This window comes from Bifidobacterium aerophilum (genome assembly GCF_010667685.1).
Classification (GTDB): domain Bacteria; phylum Actinomycetota; class Actinomycetes; order Actinomycetales; family Bifidobacteriaceae; genus Bifidobacterium; species Bifidobacterium aerophilum.
This window is the reverse complement of the sequence record NZ_WHZW01000007.1, coordinates 17,111-33,646: the sequence shown is the minus strand read 5'-3', so window position 1 is coordinate 33,646 and position 16,536 is coordinate 17,111. Positions and strand designations below refer to the sequence as shown.

At 63.2% G+C, this 16,536-nt stretch carries 16 protein-coding genes; 2 read left to right on the top strand and 14 right to left on the bottom strand.

Annotation, left to right across the window (positions count from 1 at the left end):
- Window positions 1-244 precede the first annotated feature (244 nt).
- Entirely contained in the window at window positions 245-1,573 is a 1,329-nt protein-coding gene (locus GFD25_RS04090) for an MFS transporter (RefSeq protein WP_163230221.1), read from the top strand.
- Between the two features lie 130 nt (window positions 1,574-1,703).
- Here the strand turns inward: GFD25_RS04090 and GFD25_RS04085 are convergent, their stop codons facing one another.
- Window positions 1,704-2,159: a GNAT family N-acetyltransferase gene (locus tag GFD25_RS04085; protein ID WP_163230219.1), complete on the bottom strand. Its 456-nt coding sequence runs from the start codon at window positions 2,157-2,159 to the stop codon at window positions 1,704-1,706.
- Between the two features lie 283 nt (window positions 2,160-2,442).
- Here GFD25_RS04085 and GFD25_RS04080 point away from each other — a divergent pair, with 283 nt between their 5' ends.
- Complete coding sequence (locus GFD25_RS04080; protein ID WP_163230217.1) at window positions 2,443-2,859, top strand: peptide deformylase; 417 nt, start codon at window positions 2,443-2,445, stop codon at window positions 2,857-2,859.
- Window positions 2,860-2,933: 74 nt separating this feature from the next.
- Here GFD25_RS04080 and GFD25_RS04075 read toward each other — a convergent pair whose 3' ends face one another.
- The 13 genes from GFD25_RS04075 to uvrC all read right to left on the bottom strand — a co-directional run bounded on the left by GFD25_RS04075 (window position 2,934) and on the right by uvrC (window position 16,441).
- Window positions 2,934-3,299: a phage holin family protein gene (locus GFD25_RS04075; RefSeq protein WP_163230215.1), complete on the bottom strand. Its 366-nt coding sequence runs from the start codon at window positions 3,297-3,299 to the stop codon at window positions 2,934-2,936.
- A gap of 200 nt (window positions 3,300-3,499) precedes the next feature.
- Window positions 3,500-5,056, bottom strand: coding sequence for an anthranilate synthase component I (locus GFD25_RS04070; RefSeq protein ID WP_163230213.1), 1,557 nt, complete (start codon window positions 5,054-5,056; stop codon window positions 3,500-3,502).
- Complete coding sequence (hisI, locus tag GFD25_RS04065; RefSeq protein WP_163230211.1) at window positions 5,053-5,469, bottom strand: phosphoribosyl-AMP cyclohydrolase; 417 nt, start codon at window positions 5,467-5,469, stop codon at window positions 5,053-5,055. Before hisI ends, GFD25_RS04070 begins: the two co-directional genes overlap by 4 nt.
- Before the next feature lie 81 nt (window positions 5,470-5,550).
- Window positions 5,551-6,321, bottom strand: a complete 771-nt coding sequence (hisF, locus tag GFD25_RS04060; protein WP_163230209.1) for an imidazole glycerol phosphate synthase subunit HisF — start codon at window positions 6,319-6,321, stop codon at window positions 5,551-5,553.
- Between the two features lie 111 nt (window positions 6,322-6,432).
- On the bottom strand, window positions 6,433-7,296 hold the full coding sequence (locus GFD25_RS04055) for an HAD hydrolase family protein (protein WP_163230207.1): 864 nt from the start codon (window positions 7,294-7,296) through the stop codon (window positions 6,433-6,435).
- Window positions 7,293-8,243 (bottom strand): L-lactate dehydrogenase, encoded by a 951-nt coding sequence (locus GFD25_RS04050; RefSeq protein ID WP_163230205.1) that lies wholly within the window; start codon window positions 8,241-8,243, stop codon window positions 7,293-7,295. The genes GFD25_RS04055 and GFD25_RS04050 overlap by 4 nt, the downstream gene beginning before the upstream one ends.
- 75 nt (window positions 8,244-8,318) lie before the next feature.
- Entirely contained in the window at window positions 8,319-8,576 is a 258-nt protein-coding gene (gene secG, locus GFD25_RS04045) for a preprotein translocase subunit SecG (RefSeq protein WP_163230203.1), read from the bottom strand.
- A 174-nt stretch (window positions 8,577-8,750) separates the two neighbouring features.
- Window positions 8,751-9,545, bottom strand: a complete 795-nt coding sequence (tpiA, locus tag GFD25_RS04040; RefSeq protein WP_163230201.1) for a triose-phosphate isomerase — start codon at window positions 9,543-9,545, stop codon at window positions 8,751-8,753.
- 86 nt (window positions 9,546-9,631) lie between these two features.
- Window positions 9,632-10,837: a phosphoglycerate kinase gene (locus tag GFD25_RS04035; RefSeq protein WP_163230199.1), complete on the bottom strand. Its 1,206-nt coding sequence runs from the start codon at window positions 10,835-10,837 to the stop codon at window positions 9,632-9,634.
- A gap of 165 nt (window positions 10,838-11,002) precedes the next feature.
- Window positions 11,003-11,950, bottom strand: a complete 948-nt coding sequence (gene whiA, locus GFD25_RS04030) for a DNA-binding protein WhiA (protein WP_163230197.1) — start codon at window positions 11,948-11,950, stop codon at window positions 11,003-11,005.
- A gap of 187 nt (window positions 11,951-12,137) precedes the next feature.
- Window positions 12,138-13,097: an RNase adapter RapZ gene (rapZ, locus tag GFD25_RS04025; protein ID WP_338024619.1), complete on the bottom strand. Its 960-nt coding sequence runs from the start codon at window positions 13,095-13,097 to the stop codon at window positions 12,138-12,140.
- Window positions 13,094-14,041 carry a shikimate dehydrogenase family protein gene (locus tag GFD25_RS04020; RefSeq protein WP_163230195.1) on the bottom strand — a complete coding sequence of 316 codons (948 nt, stop codon included), beginning with the start codon at window positions 14,039-14,041 and terminating at the stop codon, window positions 13,094-13,096. Before GFD25_RS04020 ends, rapZ begins: the two co-directional genes overlap by 4 nt.
- Window positions 14,042-14,131: 90 nt before the next feature.
- On the bottom strand, window positions 14,132-16,441 hold the full coding sequence (gene uvrC / locus GFD25_RS04015) for an excinuclease ABC subunit UvrC (protein WP_163230193.1): 2,310 nt from the start codon (window positions 16,439-16,441) through the stop codon (window positions 14,132-14,134).
- Window positions 16,442-16,536 lie beyond the last annotated feature (95 nt).

Here is a 16,536-nt window from a genome sequence, read left to right as displayed (position 1 = left end):
CGAAGCATCGTCATCATCGGTCATAGGAGACTTGCATGTACGTCGTTCTGGAATCCTTCGCATACGACTAAGCGGGTTGACGGCTCGTTTCCCCGTCTCTCCCCTATCGCCGCGGGCCGGTTCGGGCTCGCGCGATATGTCGTTATGCCTGATTTCCGAACGCATCCCATGAACGGAATCCGCGACTGCCATATTCGGTTGGCCGTCGTATGCCGTTCATGGCCGTCATGAAACGAGTTTCACCATGAACACCGATGTCCATTCACCCAACCAAGCCGTCCCCGACTCTGCACGCAGCCCCCGTTCCTTGTGGAGCCTGGCCGCGTATCGCAACTGGCTTATCGCCGACACGAGCGACGTGTTCGCGGTCAGCCTGCACACGTTCGCCATACCGTTGATCGGCCTCGCCCTGTCCGGCTCGACGTTCGTCTCCGGTCTGCTGGTCACCATCGAATCGGCCATAGGACTGATGCTGATGTCGATCGGCGGCGCGATCGCCGACCGACACGACCGCCGACGGCTGATGATCCTGCTCGGTTGCGCCGGCATGGGCCTGTCCCTTGCGACGACCGTCCTGCTTGCCACCGACATGATGGACACGACGATGTTCGCATTGTTCGTCGTCCTGTTCGCCGTGATGAACGGCCTGTTGGGACCGTCCAACGACGCGATGCTCAAGTCGATCGTGCCGATGGAACGCTTCGCCAAAGCACAGGCGATACGCGAGGCGCGCGAATCCTGCGTCGAATTGTCCGGCGGCGCGATCGGCGGACTGCTGTACCGGATCGCCGGATGGTTCCCGTTCCTCGCCTCCACCGTACTGTATCTGGCCGCCGCGCTCACCGCACTGATGCTGCCGAAGAAAACGTCACCCACACCCACACCCGCGTCGGAGGATGCGTCATCAGCAGACCGGCAAGGCGACGAACAACCAACCGCTCCGTCGTTCCTCATCCAGTTCGTCGAAGGCTGGCAATGGACGCTGACCAGACGGACGATCCTCGCCGCCATCGTCCAAGGCGCGGTCATCAACGTCGCCTGCTACGGGAGCATCATCGGCGTGCAGATCATGCTCGCCGCACAGGGCACGGACGCGGCCCTCATCGGCCTGGTAGGCACGGCCACCGGCATCGCGGCTCTGATCGGATCGCTGGCCGCCGGCCGGCTGGTCGACCACATCCCGACCGGCAGACTCATCATCCTCACCTTCGCCGTGTTCACGCTCGCGATGGTCCCGTTGCTGTTCACCGACTCGTACGGTGTGATCGTCTCGTGCATGAGCGTCGCATCCCTGCTGTTCCCCGCGTTGAACGCCGGCGAACTCGGCTTCATCTACGGGCGCACCCCGGACCACATGCAGGGCAGGGTGTCCACCGTGTTCGAAACCACGATCGGCGTTCCCGGAGCGTTGACGCCAGCACTGGTCGGCTGGCTGCTGCAAGCGCCCGAACTTGGTTTCCGCGCGGTCATGCTGCTCGTCGTCGCATGCGCGGCCATCAGCCTGATGCTCGCCTGCATTACTTCGACGAGAAACATCCCCCTGCCCGCACGATGGGAGCAAGCCGAGCTCTAAGGTACGGATGGCAACTGGTGCAGGGGGTCACAACCGCCTGCACCACGTCATGAACACATCTTCTATGCGTCTTGACAGGGCTGCAGGAGTCGTCGGTCATCATTCGAAGACGATCGAGGAATGGCGAAGCCTACGACCGGCCTTCGTAGAGGTAGAACGTTTCCGCGACTCCGCCTCGCAGGGCCGCCCGTCGCTCACGCAACCGGGACAAGCCCCGATGCTCGTAGAAGCCGACATTGCAACTCGTGTCGGTGAACAGAAAATACCGGTTCACTCCGGTATCATGGAACCGGCTTATCGCATGATCGAACAATGCGCGTCCTACGCCGTGCCCGCGCGCGGCATCGCCGACCAGCAACAACGTCACTTCCGCGTCGAACCGCGAGCGCAACCCGTGCAGCAATCGCGCGTCGACGCGAGACAGCGACAGCATCTCATGCAGTCCATGTCTTCCTTCGACGGACAGCAGCAACGGCATCGCCAAACCGATGACGCGCAGACGATGCCGTCGGGACCGATGCGCGCGGCGTGGTGCGCGCGGATACGGATCACTCTTGTCGATGCGCGTCGTGATGATGCCGGACACCGTGCCGTTCCGTTGTGCTGCGCGACGACGGCGTCATCCGAGCAATCCAGACTGTGGTGCAGGTCGATCATGGCGAGCCGGCGGGCGCATGACGGACTCATGCCGGGATCGTCGTACCACATGCGGCGCAACATATCGGCGATGACGGGATAGTCGTCGCGTCTCAACGTACGCAAGGTAATGGTTTTGTCGTTCATCGGGACCGCCTCGAATAAGTCGGGTAATGATGGCTGGTACCATGCAGCTTACAGAGAACGCATCGCATCAGCGGAAAGGAACGACCATGCAACAGCCGATCATGACCGACGAACGATTCCTGAGCCGGCCGTCCGGACCTGCGAACGAAGACGATCTGACCGTCGGCGTCGATCTGGCGGACACGCTTGCCGCGCACGCCGATTCGTGCGTGGGCATGGCGGCGAACATGATCGGCGTGTCCAAGCGGATCATCGTGTTCGCGGACGAGGCGACCGGACGGAACATGGTCATGTTCAATCCGCGGATCGTCGAACGATCCGGCAAATACGAAACCGAGGAAGGTTGCCTGTCACTGACCGGCATGCGCACGGCCGTCCGGTATGAGAGGATCACCGTCACGTACCAGACGCGCCGATTCCGCGAGGTCACCGCCACGTTCGACGGTTTCACCGCGCAGATCATTCAGCATGAGATCGACCACTGCGACGGTGTGCTGATCTGACGACGGATCGACGGATTTCCCGGAGCATTCGGTTGGCTGTGTCTGGCGCGCGACATCGAGATCGCCGGAAATGGTTATTCGCCGATGACGTCGCCGACCAGTCCGGAGACGATCGCCATGATGAGCGAACCGAGGACCGACCACCAGAATCCGTGGATGATCACGCCCACGTCGAACAGGGTGAGTGCCAGCCATGAGGCAAGTTCCATGAACAGCCAGTTGAGAATCAACGCGAACAGGCCGAAGCTCAGGATGGAGATCGGCAGGGCGAGCAGGTGCACGACGGGTTTGATCGACGCGTTGATCAACGCGAGGAACAGCGAGAACGCCGCGATGCCGAGGATCGGCGGTTCACCGACCGCCTCCATGCCGGGGAGCAGGGCGACCATGACGCCCGCAGCGATCGTCAATATCAGCCAACGAGAAATGAAATGACCCATATCATCTGATTATTCCATCGGGAATGTCATCGGAATGTGATCATGCCGATCAGGGGCTGGCCGTCAGTTACCGGGAACACCCCTCGACTGGATGTGCCGCGTTTGGTTCGTCCCAGCATACGAGATGATGACCCCCATGCTGTACCTTTTACCAAGGTATGCATGGGGGTCATTCTGGCTGATTGCGGCCGTGCGGTGCGTTACAGTTCGCGCAGCTGTGCGGCGATCTTCACCGCTTCGACGCTGGCCTCGGCCTTGTTGCGCGTCTCCTGCCATTCGGTGGAGGGTACGGAGTCGAGCACGATGCCGGCTCCCGCCTGCACGCTGGCCTCATGGTCACGGATGAACGCGGTACGGATCGCGATGGCCATGTCGAGGTTGCCGGAGAAATCGAAGTAACCGACGGTACCGCCGTAAATGCCGCGGTCTGCGGGTTCCAGTTCGTCGATGATCTCGATCGCGCGCGGCTTGGGCGCACCGGACAACGTGCCGGCGGGAAACGCGGACGTGAACACGTCGAATGAGGTCATGGCCGGGTTCACGCGTCCGGTGACGGTCGAGCAGATGTGCATGATGTGGCTGAACCGCTTGATGTCCATGAGCGACACCACTTCGACGGTGGTCGGATCGCACACGCGGCTCAGATCGTTGCGGGCGAGGTCGACGAGCATGATGTGCTCGCTGCGTTCCTTCGGATCGGCGAGCAGCTCCTTCGCGAGTCGCGCGTCCTCCTCCGGAGTGGCGCCGCGAGGGCGGGAACCGGCGATCGGGAACGTCATCGCATGGCCGTTGTCGACCTTGATGAGCGTTTCCGGACTGGATCCGATCACGTTGAAGTTGCGCCCCTGCGCGTCGGTGAGCGCCATGAAGTACATGTACGGACTCGGGTTGAGCGTACGCAGGACGCGGTACACGTCGAACGGATCGGCCGGCGAATCGATGTCGAGCCGCTGCGAGATGACGACCTGGAACACGTCGCCGTCGACGATGTGCCGCTTGGCCGCCTCGACGGCCTGCTCGTAATGGCCTTTCTCGGTGCGGAACCGCAGTTCGGGCTGGGGCACGGATTCGTCGAGCACGTTGACGCGCGCTTCCCCGGCCGTGGGAGTGGCCGCATCGCGCTGCATGCGATCAAGTCGCTTGACGGCCTCGTCGTAGGCGGCGTCGGCACGGGTCGGCTTGTCGTCGACGTTCACCGCGTTCGCGATGAGCCATACCGAACCGGAGACGTGATCGACCACGGCGATATCGGTCGCCAAGGCGAGCACCGTTTCCGGCTGTCCGGTCTCGTTCGGCGCCTCGGCACGCAGCGTCGGTTCCCAATGACGAATCGCGTCCCAGCCGACCGTGCCGACCAGGCCGCTGGTCAGGTTCGGCAGACCGTCCACATGGGGGGCCTTCAACGTTTTAAGCGCGGAGTGCGCGACCTCGATCACGTCGCCTTCGGTCGGCACTCCGGAGGGAACCTTGCCCAGCCAGTCGGCCTTGCCTTCGTTCGAACGCAACTGCGCCATCGAATGCACGCCGATGAAGCTGTAACGACTCCACGTGCCGCCGTATTCGGCCGACTCGAGGATGAACGTGCCGCTTCGTCCTCCGGCGAGACGCTCGTAGAACCCGACGGGGGTCAGCGAATCGGCGAGCAGCCGGCGCACGATGGGAATGACGCGGTAGCCCTCGTCGGCCAGTTCATGGAACTGTTCGCGGCTCGGCCAGGTCGCGCCCCATGTCAGATGTTCGACGCTGCACTTGCTCATGCGTTTGCCTCCCGCCGCGATTCACGTTCCTGCTGTATGGTCCGATGCCCTTCGACGCACGGCAGCGGGCCGCCTTCGAGGAAACAGCTGCGCTTGCCGGTATGGCAGGCCGCGCCCACCTGATCGACCTCGACGAGCAATGCGTCGCCGTCGCAATCCAACGACACCGATTTCACATACTGCACATGTCCCGACGTGTCGCCCTTGCGCCAGTATTCCTGCCGCGAACGTGACCAGAACGTGACCCGTCCGGTGGTGAGCGTGCGACGCAGCGCCTCGTCGTTCATATAGCCGACCATCAGCACTTCGTGCGTATCGTATTGCTGGATGACCGCGGCGACCAGACCCTTGGCGTCGCGCTTCAGTCGCTGCGCGATACGGGGGTCGAGCGTCGTGTCGTTATCGTATTCCATGTTCTCCGGTTTCCTTGTGATGACGATGATGACGAAACGAATTTCGCCATGACGTGTGTGTCTTGAGGTCTGCCTCGCCGTTCAGCGCACGGTGTATCCGGCACGGCGCAGCTCGTCCTTGACTTCGCCGATGGTGACCTTGCCGTAATGGAAGATCGACGCGGCGAGCACCGCGTCCGCTCCGGCCTCGATGGCGGGAGGAAAATCGGAGGCCTTGCCGGCTCCGCCCGATGCGATGATCGGGATCTTCGCTTCCTTGCGCACGGCGCGGATCATCTCCAGGTCGAAGCCCTGCTGCGTGCCGTCGGCATCCATCGAATTGAGCAGGATCTCCCCTGCGCCCAGTTCCTCGGCCCGCTTGGCCCACCAGATCGCATCGATGCCGGTGGATTTGCGGCCTCCCATCGTGGTCACCTCGAAACCCGACTGCGTATGCTGTTCGCCGCGCTCGCGTCTGGCGTCGACGGACAGCACGAGCACTTGGTTGCCGAACCGGTCGGCCACCCGGCTGATCAGCGTGGGATCGTTGATCGCGGCCGTATTGACGCCGACCTTGTCGGCTCCGCAACGCAGCAGAGAATCGACGTCCTCGGGCGTGCGCACGCCGCCGCCCACGGTGAGCGGGATGAAGATCTGTTCGGCGGTACGGGCCACCACGTCGATCATGGTCTGACGATGCGAGCTCGACGCGGTCACGTCGAGGAACGTGAGCTCGTCGGCGCCCTGACGGTAGTATTCGGCCGCGAGCTCGACCGGATCGCCGGCATCGCGCAGGTTCTCGAAATGCACGCCCTTGACCACGCGCCCCGCATCGACGTCCAGACATGGGATGACTCGTATGGCCAGTGACATATTCACTCCTGTGTTTGCGTGCGTACGTTACGCACAACAGGTTAGCGTGCAGTCGATGCGGTCGATGCGCGTGATTCCGTTACGTGGAACGCGACCACGCGCATCATGCCGTCACGGCAGGTTCGTTTCGATCCACTGCGCCACGCCGTCCTCGTTGTTGCTCGGGCAGACCGCATCGGCGATGTCGAGCACCTTCGGATTCGCGTTCGCCACGGCCACGCCCAAGCCGGATTCCTCCATCATCGCGATGTCGATCACGTCGTCGCCGAACGTGACGGCCTGTTCCAACGGCACGCCCAGCCGGTCGCACACGATCCGCAGCGCATGCGCCTTGTTGGCGTCGGGACTCATCAGCATCCACATCGTGCCCTCGGAGACGTGCACGTCGAAATCATCCGGAACCAACGGCCCCAGCTGCTTCCACTGTTCCTCGTCAGGGAACACGGTGATCTTGTCGGCCACGCCGTCCGGGATGTCGCCGTCCGAGAAATCCGTGTACCGCCAGGTCTGCGTCTTCCAGTACACGCTGACGTCGAAGTTCGTGTACCGCACGTCGTCCATGACGATGCCGACCTTGAGCCCGGGCAGTTCGCGCAGGAAGTCACGGCAGACCTCGCAGGCACGGGCGGACGGGAACCCGATCTTGACCAGATGCCCGTCCGCCGCCGGACGCCTGCCGGTGAGCAGGTCGAAATCGGAATGCGACGGATCGAAGTCGATCAGGGCCCCGTTCAGGTAGATGACCGCGTCGACCGGCAGCCTGTCGGCGAACGCGAGTCCGGTGCTGACCGGACGGGCCGTCGCGATCGCGAACCCGATGCCGTGGTCATGCATGCGTTCGATGGTCGCGACGGCCCGGTCGGTGATGGACCGCTGTTCGAACGTTTCTCCGTCGTGCAGCAGCGTGCCGTCGAGATCGGTGACGACGAGACGGAACCGGCCGCTGTTGCGCCCGTCGTCGAGGCGGCCCGTCACAGCAGACCCTCGCAGTGTTCGCGGACGATCTGTGCGGAACGATGGAGCTTGGCGAGCTCGTCGTCGGCCAGATCGAGTTCGACGATCTCGTTCGCGCCGTTCGCGCGCAGTTCGGTGGGCACGCCGAGGAACACGTCGTGTTCCCCGTATTCGCCGTCGAGCAGCGTGGAGACGGGTACGATGCGGCGCTCGTCCCATAGGATCGTCTGCACGATGCCGGCGACGGTGGAGGCGATGCCGAAGTTCGTGCCGCCCTTGGTCCTGACGATTTCGTCGCCGCGACGGCGCGTCTTCTCTTCGACCTCGGCGGTGGACACGGACGAGAACCGGCTTTGGTTGTCGGCGAGGAATTTCGCGAACGGCTTGCCGCCGAGCGAGACGGTGGACCAGGCGGCGAACTGGGAGTTGCCGTGCTCGCCCATGACGAAGCCGCCCACATTGCGGGGATCGAGGCCGGTCTCCTCGCCGATGATGGTCTTGAGGCGCGACGTGTCGAGCGCGGTGCCGGTGCCGAGCACCTGCGTGCGGGGCAGTCCGGAGCGCTTCCACGCATACCAGGCCATCACGTCGACCGGATTGGACACCATGACGATCACTCCGTCGAACCCGGAGGCCATGACATGGTCGATCACGTCGCCGACCAGGCCGACGGTGAAGCCCAGTTCGGCCATGCGGTTGGAGTTCGCCGGCGGCTTGCGGCCCACGGTGATGACGACGATGTCCGCATCCTTGCAGTCGGAGTAGTCGCCGACGCGCACCTTGACGTGACGGTCCTGGAATTCGCTGCCGTCGTCAAGGTCGCGGGCCTCCCCCAGCGCCTTGTCGGCGAAATGGTCGATGAGCACCAATTCGTTGCACAGGCCGTGCGTGACAATGCCGAACGCGGCCGTGGAACCCACCTGCCCGGTGCCTACGATGACGACTCGGTTGCGGTTTGCGGTGACCATGGGAATCCTTTCCTATCTCATAAAAATGAGCCATGACCGGCAAGGATCATGGCTCATGAACGACATCGAGGGGTGTCAGACGAGGTTGAACTTCGTCATCAGGCCGAGGGCGATGATGATCGCGACCCACAGCAGGGCGATGACGACGGTCCAACGGTTCAGGTTCTTCTCGGCGACGCCCGAGGAGCCGGCGTTCTGGGTCAGACCGCCGCCGAACATGTCGGACAGGCCGCCGCCCTTGCCCTTGTGCATGAGGATGAGCAGGGTGAGCAGGAGGCTGAAGATGACGACGATGATCTGCAGCACAAGCTTGACGATGGCCCAAGCGGACATATGAGAACCTCCAGTTCTAAATCACACTGCCCTATACCATAGCGCAAGGTACTGAACAAACGCGGATATCCGTATCACGAAACGGCATTGCGCCCATGCCAGGTCGGTCGTTCGCGCGTTTCATGAGGTCCGGATCCGTTCGCGTTCCCTCCGGTTCCTGCTGGAACCGACCGACTAACGGGACACCGCCTTGAGCGTAAGCCGCGCGATCCTGGCGAGTTCGTCGGCGTCCAGCGCGGCGCCGCCGATGAGGAAGCCATCCACGTCCGGCTCCCCGATGAGTTCGACGGCGTTGGCGGAGCTGACCGAACCGCCGTACAGGATGCGCACGGTCTGCGCGACGTCCTGGTCGAAGGTCGCGGCGAGATCGTCCCGAATCGCCTTGGCCGCGTCCTGCGCGGTCTGCGGGGTGGCGACCATGCCTGTGCCGATCGCCCACACCGGCTCGTAGGCGATGACGAGCTTCGCCGCCTGATCGCTGGACAGGTCGCGGGTGACGTCGTGCACCTGTCCGACCGCGAAATCGAGCTCGATGCCCTGCCGGCGCTCCTCGTAGCTTTCGCCGACGCACAGGATGGGTCGCATGCCCGCGGCGAGCACCGCGCGCACCTGGTCGACGATGTTCGCGTCGTCCTCGGGATGGTATTTGCGGCGTTCGGAATGGCCGACGATGACGTATGTGCAACCCAGGGCGGCGAGCATGTCCGCGGACACGTCTCCGGTGAACGCGCCCTGCGTGGTGACGGAGACGGACTGGGCGCCGTAGCGAATGTTCAGGTTGTCGGCTTCGACGAGCACCTGCACGCTGCGGATGGAGGTGAAGGACGGCATGAGGGCGATCTCGCAGCGCTTGTAGTCGAAATGCGCGTCGCGCAGCAGCCAGACAAGCTTCTGCACGAAATAGGTGGCTTCCAGATGGTCGAAGTTCATCTTCCAGTTGCCGGCCACGAGCGGGATGCGTGATGCCATGTATGCGTTCCTTTCGGCTGGATTGTCGTTGAAAAACCGAACGGCTCCCCGAGTATCAGGGAGCCGTTCGCGATCCTATCGGAAATTTACTCGAGCACCTTCAGGCCCGGCAGCTCCTTGCCCTCGAGGAACTCGAGGGACGCGCCGCCACCGGTGGAGATGTGCGAGAAGCCGTCCTCCGGGAAGCCGAGGTTGCGCACCGCGGAGGCGGAGTCGCCGCCGCCGACGATGGTGAACGCGCCGGCCTTGGTCGCGTCGACGAGGCCCTGGGCCACGGCCTTGGTGCCGTCGGCGAACGCGGCGATCTCGAACACGCCCATCGGGCCGTTCCACACGACGGTCTTGGAGTCGACGATCTTGTCGTGGAACAGCTTCTGGGACTCCGGGCCGATGTCAAGACCCATCTTGTCGGCCGGAATGGCGTCGGCCGGGACGACCTCCGGGGCGACCGGGGTGTCACCGGCCGGGAAGCCCGGGTTCACGACGATGTCGGTCGGCAGCACGAGCTCGACGCCGTTCTTCTCGGCGGTCTCGATGTAGCCCTTGACCTTGTCGAGCTGATCCTCCTCGAGCAGGGAGGTGCCGACCTCGTAGCCCTTGGCCTTGAGGAAGGTGAACACCATGCCGCCGCCGATGACGAGACGGTTGGCCTTGTCGAGCAGGTTCTCGATCACGCCGAGCTTGTCGGAGACCTTGGAGCCGCCGAGCACGACGGTGAACGGACGCTCCGGGTTCTCGGTGGCCTTGGACAGGGCCTTGACTTCCTTCTCGACCAGCAGGCCCGCGGCGGCCGGCAGATCGGCGGCCACGTCGTAGTTGGAGCCCTGAGCGCGGTGCACGACACCGAAGCCGTCGGAGACGAAGGCCTCGCCGAGGGCGGCGATCTTCTTGGCGTAGGCGGCGCGTTCGGCAGGATCCTTGCTGGTCTCCTCCGGGTTGAAGCGCACGTTCTCGAGAAGCACCACGTCACCGTCGTTCATGGCGGCGACCTTGGCCTGGGCGTCCTCGCCGTAGGTGTCCTTGGCCAGCGGCACGGTGATGCCAAGCAGCTCGCCGAGACGGGCGGCGACCGGAGCCAGGGACAGCTCGGGGACGACCTTGCCCTTCGGGCGGCCGAGGTGAGCCATCAGGATGACCTTCGCGCCTTCTTCGCGCAGAGTCTTGATGGTCGGCAGCGCGGCCTTGATACGACCGTCATCGGTGATCGTGGTGCCGTCCAGCGGGACGTTGAAATCGGCGCGAACCAGAACGCGCTTGCCCTTGAGATCTCCAAGATCCTTGAGTGTCTTCATGAATATCCTTTCCTAACCACGCGTTTCGGAGTATGCGCCCCGTCCCGCGGGAAGAGTGGTGACGTGGATACGCCATAAGCGATGATACAAGGCCGAACGAACAAAAACACCGCCATTCGCGCGAAGCGAGGCGGTGTTTTGCATGAAGAAATGCGTGCGGGACGATCAGAAGCTGATGCCGCGCGCCTTGGCGGTCTTGTCGGCCAGCTGCAGCAGGCGACGGATACGACCGGCGATCGCATCCTTGGTGATCGGCGGATCAGCCAGACGTCCGAGCTCTTCGAGGCTTGCATCGCCGTGATCAAGACGCAGCTGTCCGGCGGCCTTGAGGTTGTCCGGCACCTCGTCGCCGAGAATTTCGAACGCCTTGCGCACCTTTTCGCTGGCTTCGGCCGCAGCCTTGGCGCTACGACGCATGTTCGCGTCGTCGAAATTCGCCAGACGGTTCGCCTTGCCACGGGCTTCCCCGTCGGAGCGCTTGCCGGTCCATTCACGCGCGGAACGCGGGGCGCCCATGAGGTTGAGCATGCGTTCGATCGCATCGGGATCCTTGAGCGTCACGCGTTCCGAGCTGCGCAACTGCCGCGGCTTCGCTCCGATGCCCAGACGCCGGGCGGCGCCCGCCAAGGCGAGGGCCGCCTCGTTGCACGGACAGGTGATCTCCAGATAGCTGGCCTTGCCCGGGTCGGACAGCCCGCCGTGGGCAAGGAACGCCCCGCGCCACGCGGCCTTGACCTGTGCGATATTGCCGTTGACGATCTCGGCGGGCAGACCGCGCACGAGCTGCTTGCGACGGTCCAACAGGCCGGTCTGCAACGCAAGGGCGGCTCCGCCCCGATCCACGTGCACCAGATAACGCTGCACGGTGCCGCTCGGGGTCTGACGGGCGACCTGGGTCAGCACCGCTTCATGGCCGTACAGATCCTTGATGTTCTCCTGGAGCCACTTCGCAGCTTCCAACGAATCGAATTGGGCTTGCACGATGATCTGCCGCTGCACGAGCCTCAATCCGCCACCGAAACGAATCATCGAGGTGACCTGCGCCTTGCGGGCGGCAGGAAGTTCGTTATCGATTGCGGCGAGTTCGCTTTTGACATCATCCAGAAGAGCCAAGAGCCAACCTCCTACTTCCCGTTCTCTTCAACGTTTCGGCCTCAAGGCTGGGCATCAACCCACCGTGCCATCGGCTTACTGTGATATCTGATCACTTGGACAACTCAAGCGCATTCAATCGCACTTTGGTCGGTTGTTTCTCGCCATGTGGTCATCTCACATCGCCCCGGCACCCGTCCCTCTCCGGCTACCGTTCGCCGTGCCTGCGCTGCAGTTCGCGGGCGGAGACGCTGACGACGAGACCATGCGATCGCAGCCGTCTCGCAAGCTCTTCGCTCATCGCCACGGATCGGTGCTGCCCGCCCGTGCATCCGATGGCGATGGTGACGAAATGCTTGTCCTCCTGCGCATAGCCTTTCAGCGCGACGAGAATGGCATGCTCGTAGGCTTCGAGGAACGCCTCCGCGCCGTCGCTGCCGAGCACGTAATCGGACACCGGCTTGTCCTGCCCGGTAAGTTCCCGCAGGCTTGGCACCCAGAACGGGTTGGGCAGGAACCTCACGTCGGCCACGAAATCGGCATCCAACGGAACGCCGTACTTGAATCCGAAGCTGAAAATATGCACGGACACTGTCTTCGGACCGGAGCCGAGCAACGCTTCGTACAGTTTGGTCGACAGCTGGTGGATGCTCAGCGCGGACGTATCGATGACCACGTCGGCACGCTCCTTGAGGTTCATCAGGAGCGCGCGTTCCTCCTTTATGCCGTCAATGAGCCGGTTGCCGTGCTGCAACGGATGCGGGCGACGCACCGATTCGTAACGTTTGATCAGCACGTCGTTGCTGGCATCAAGGAACAGGATGCGGGTCTTGACTCCGAGGTCGTCCAGGTGGCTGAGCACGGCTGACAGATCGTCGAAGTATTCGCGCGAACGCACGTCGATCACGGCGGCGAGCTTGTGCACGCCGCTGCCGGAACGACCTCCGCCCTGAGTCATCATGTCGACCAGCGGCACCAGAAGTTTCGGCGGCAGATTATCGACCACGTACCAGCCCATGTCCTCGACGCTGTCGGCGGCGTGCGAACGACCCGCACCGGACATGCCGGTAATGAGCAGGACTTCGAAATCGTCCGCCGGAGACGGCTCGCTGTCGTTGGTCTTGTTCTCCGCTACGGGAGCGGGCGAATGCCATGCCGGTTCGTTCACAATGCCTCCTCAAGAGCCTCTCGCATAGGTTGTTCCAGCACCGCCATCCAGTCGCGCCCGTGCAACGCCGCCTCTCCTTGGGAGCCGGTCATGAGCCGCACCTGCAGGATGGCCTGATACAGCAGCATCTCCTCGCCTCCCATCGCCACGGCGCCATGCTCGCGCCATGCTCGGATCAGCGCACTGGGACGTGGGTCATAAACCACGTCCAGCAGCATTCCCTTGGGGCGGAATGCTCCGTCCGCGTCGATATCCCGGGCGATCGCATCGGCGGCATGTCCCGGAATCGTGCTGATGACGATGTCGGCGTCACGCAACGCTTCAGTGACATGTTCCAGCGTGATCTCATGCAGGTCGATGGCATCGTTTCCGGTGAGGATCCGGGCGAGATCGGGGTTCTTGCCCGGATGCCGGGCCGCCACGGTGATCGTGCCGCGGGACGCCGAGGCCGTGCCGGCGATCATGACCGACGCGGCGCTTACCGCCGACGCGGCCGTATTGCCGTTGCCTATGACGACGGCATGGGTGAGATCCCGATCCTCCAGAGACGGGCCGGGTCCGACGTCGCAGGCATGCCCGAATGCGTAGAGGATGCCCGGCACATCAGTGTTATACAGCGCAATGGCGGGACGACCGCCGTTGTCCGAGGCGGATGACCAGTCGAACACCGCCGTGTTGGCGACTTTCAGCAGCTTGGCCCATGCATCCTTGGGGGTGCCGTACGGCTGGATGGTCTTCTTGAGCGGCATGGTCAGGCTCAGACCGCGCCATGTCGGGTCGAGTCCGTTCAGGAAATCGCCGAGATCGGCTTCGCCGACCTCATGACGCCCATATTCCCAATCGTCCAGTCCCAGCGCACGATAGGCGGCATCATGCAACACCGGCGACAGCGAATGCGCGATGGGCTTGCCAAGCACCGCGCAACGGTTGGCGATCTGTGTCATACCCCCTCCTTCGTTTTGTTCCTCATCCTAGCGTAATGCGACGCCCGACTCGGCACATCCCCCTGCGAACGGGATGGCGCTTCGCAGTGATTATTGTCGCTGAGCGTGCAATGCCTGATATATGGCCTCGGCTTTGGCGCGGCCGACGCCTTTGACCTGTTCGAGCTCCTCGAGGCTGGCCCCGCGCATGGCGCGCACCGAACCGAAGTGGCCGAGCAGCCGTTTCTGATAGGCCTCGCCGATGCCCGGGATGTCGTCCAGCGCCGAGCGGAGCGCCCCCTTGCGACGGGTCTGCCGGTGATACGTGATGGCGAACCGGTGGGATTCGTCACGTACGCGTTGCAGCAGGTACATGCCCTGGGACTGACGCTTGAGGATGATCGGATAGTCGTCGTCGGGCACCCACACCTCTTCGAGCCGCTTGGCCAAGCCGCACAACGCCACGTCGTCCACGCCGCAGTCGGCAAGGGCCTTGGCTGCGGCCATGACCTGCGGCTGGCCGCCGTCGACGACGATGAGGTTCGGCTTGTAGGCGAAACGACGACGATCCGTGTTCTGCTGCACGATCGGGGACGTCATGCCTGATGAGGGCGTTTCATCGCCTTTGGACCGCGCCTCGCCATCCATGTCACGCGAACCGTCCGATTCGCCCGCTTCTCGTTCTCGACGCTCGTTGTCCATGCTTTCGCCGGAATCTCCGGCGACGTTGCCGTGCTTGAACCGTCTGGTCAACGTCTCGTACAGGGCGCTCAGATCATCGACCGCCCCGTTGCCGTCCTTGCCTCTGATGGCGAACCGTCGGTATTCGGATTTCTTGGCGATCGCGTCCTCGAATACGACCATCGAGGCAACCTGGAAGGCTCCGCCGACAGTGTTTGAAATGTCGTAGCATTCGATGCGCAACGGCGCCTGCGCGAGTCCCAGAGCCTTGGCCACATCGTTCATGGCGTCCGACCGCGCGCCCATATCGCTGATGCGACTCATTTTGCTGCGTTGCAACGCCTGATTCGCATTGTCCGCGGCACGTTCCATCAGTGTCTTCTTTTCGCCGCGCAGGGCGGTACGGATGGTTACGGCGGCGCCCCGCAGTCCAGACAGCCATGATTCGAGTTCCTCGCGGCGAGCAGGTTCGACCGGGACGATCACCTCGCGCGGAATCGGGGATATCGGCGCGAGCAGATCGGCGCGGCCGGTCTGCTCCTGACGCTCGTGGCGTTCCCGGGTCGCCTGGGCCCTGGATATGGCGTCCGTCGCGGTCATCGACTGCGTCGAGCCGATCGCCTCACGCTTCTCCTCGACCTTGGCGGAAACGTCGCCGGCACTGATGTGTCCCTCGTCCTCGCCCGCATACACCTGCACGATGAGATCGGCGATCAGTTCCGCGTCGTCGATGTCCTCTACCCGTTCGACGCTCCAGTTTCGTTCCCCTCGTATCGACCCGTCGCGCACATAGAACGCATGCACCGATGCCTCGAGTTCGTCGGAGGCCATGCCGAACACGTCGGCATCCACGTCCTGATCGAACACGACCGCGTTCTGTTGCATGACGGTGCCGAGCATCTGGATTTCGTCGCGCAGCCGAGCCGCCTTCTCGAATTCGAGTTCGGCGCTGGCCTCCTTCATCTCGCGCGTGAGCTGGGCGACGTATGACTTGCCAAGTCGTCCGGTCATCACGCCGATCAGTTGTTCGCACATACGTCTGTGTTCCTTGACGTCGATGCGGCGAACGCAGGGCGCCGAGCATTTTCCGATCGACGCGAGCAGGCAGGGACGTCCGGTCAGCTCGGCCTTGCGGAACACGCTGTCGGTACAGGTGCGTACCGGGAACGTGCGCAACAGCTTGTCCAATGACTTGCGCAGCTCCCATACTTTCGCATATGGGCCGAAATACCTGCTGTCGCGCCGTTTGCGGCTGCGCGTCACCCACACACGCGGATATGTCTCCCCCGCCGAGATCGCCAGGTACGGGTAGGTCTTGTCATCTCGGAACTGCACGTTGAACCGGGGATCGAATTCCTTGATCCATGTGTATTCGAGAGTCAATGCCTCCAGTTCGGTGCCGACGACCGTCCACTCAAGACTGCGCGCGGTAAGTACCATCGTCTGCGTGCGCGGGTGCAGCAAATATAAGGGCTGGAAGTAGTTGGTCAACCTGCTGCGCAGGCTTTTGGCCTTACCGACGTAGATCACGCGGCCTTCGCCGTCGCGCCACTTGTACACACCGGGCTGTGCGGGGATATCGCCGGTCTTCGGACGAAACAGATCACGGGTGTCCCCCAGCAACGGCGCACCATTCTTGTTGACGCCCATGGACGAATCGACCCCGACCATGTCCTTCTGCAGAGCATCTGCCGTCCTGCGCCACACATCGGGCGCATGCCGTTCAATGTCGTTGGTCATGGTGTCTCCTTCGTCATCGAGAACATCGCAGCCGACAAACGAATGCCGTCATCGTAATATGCGGTGGAACCGGGGACCACGGGATTGGAGGAACG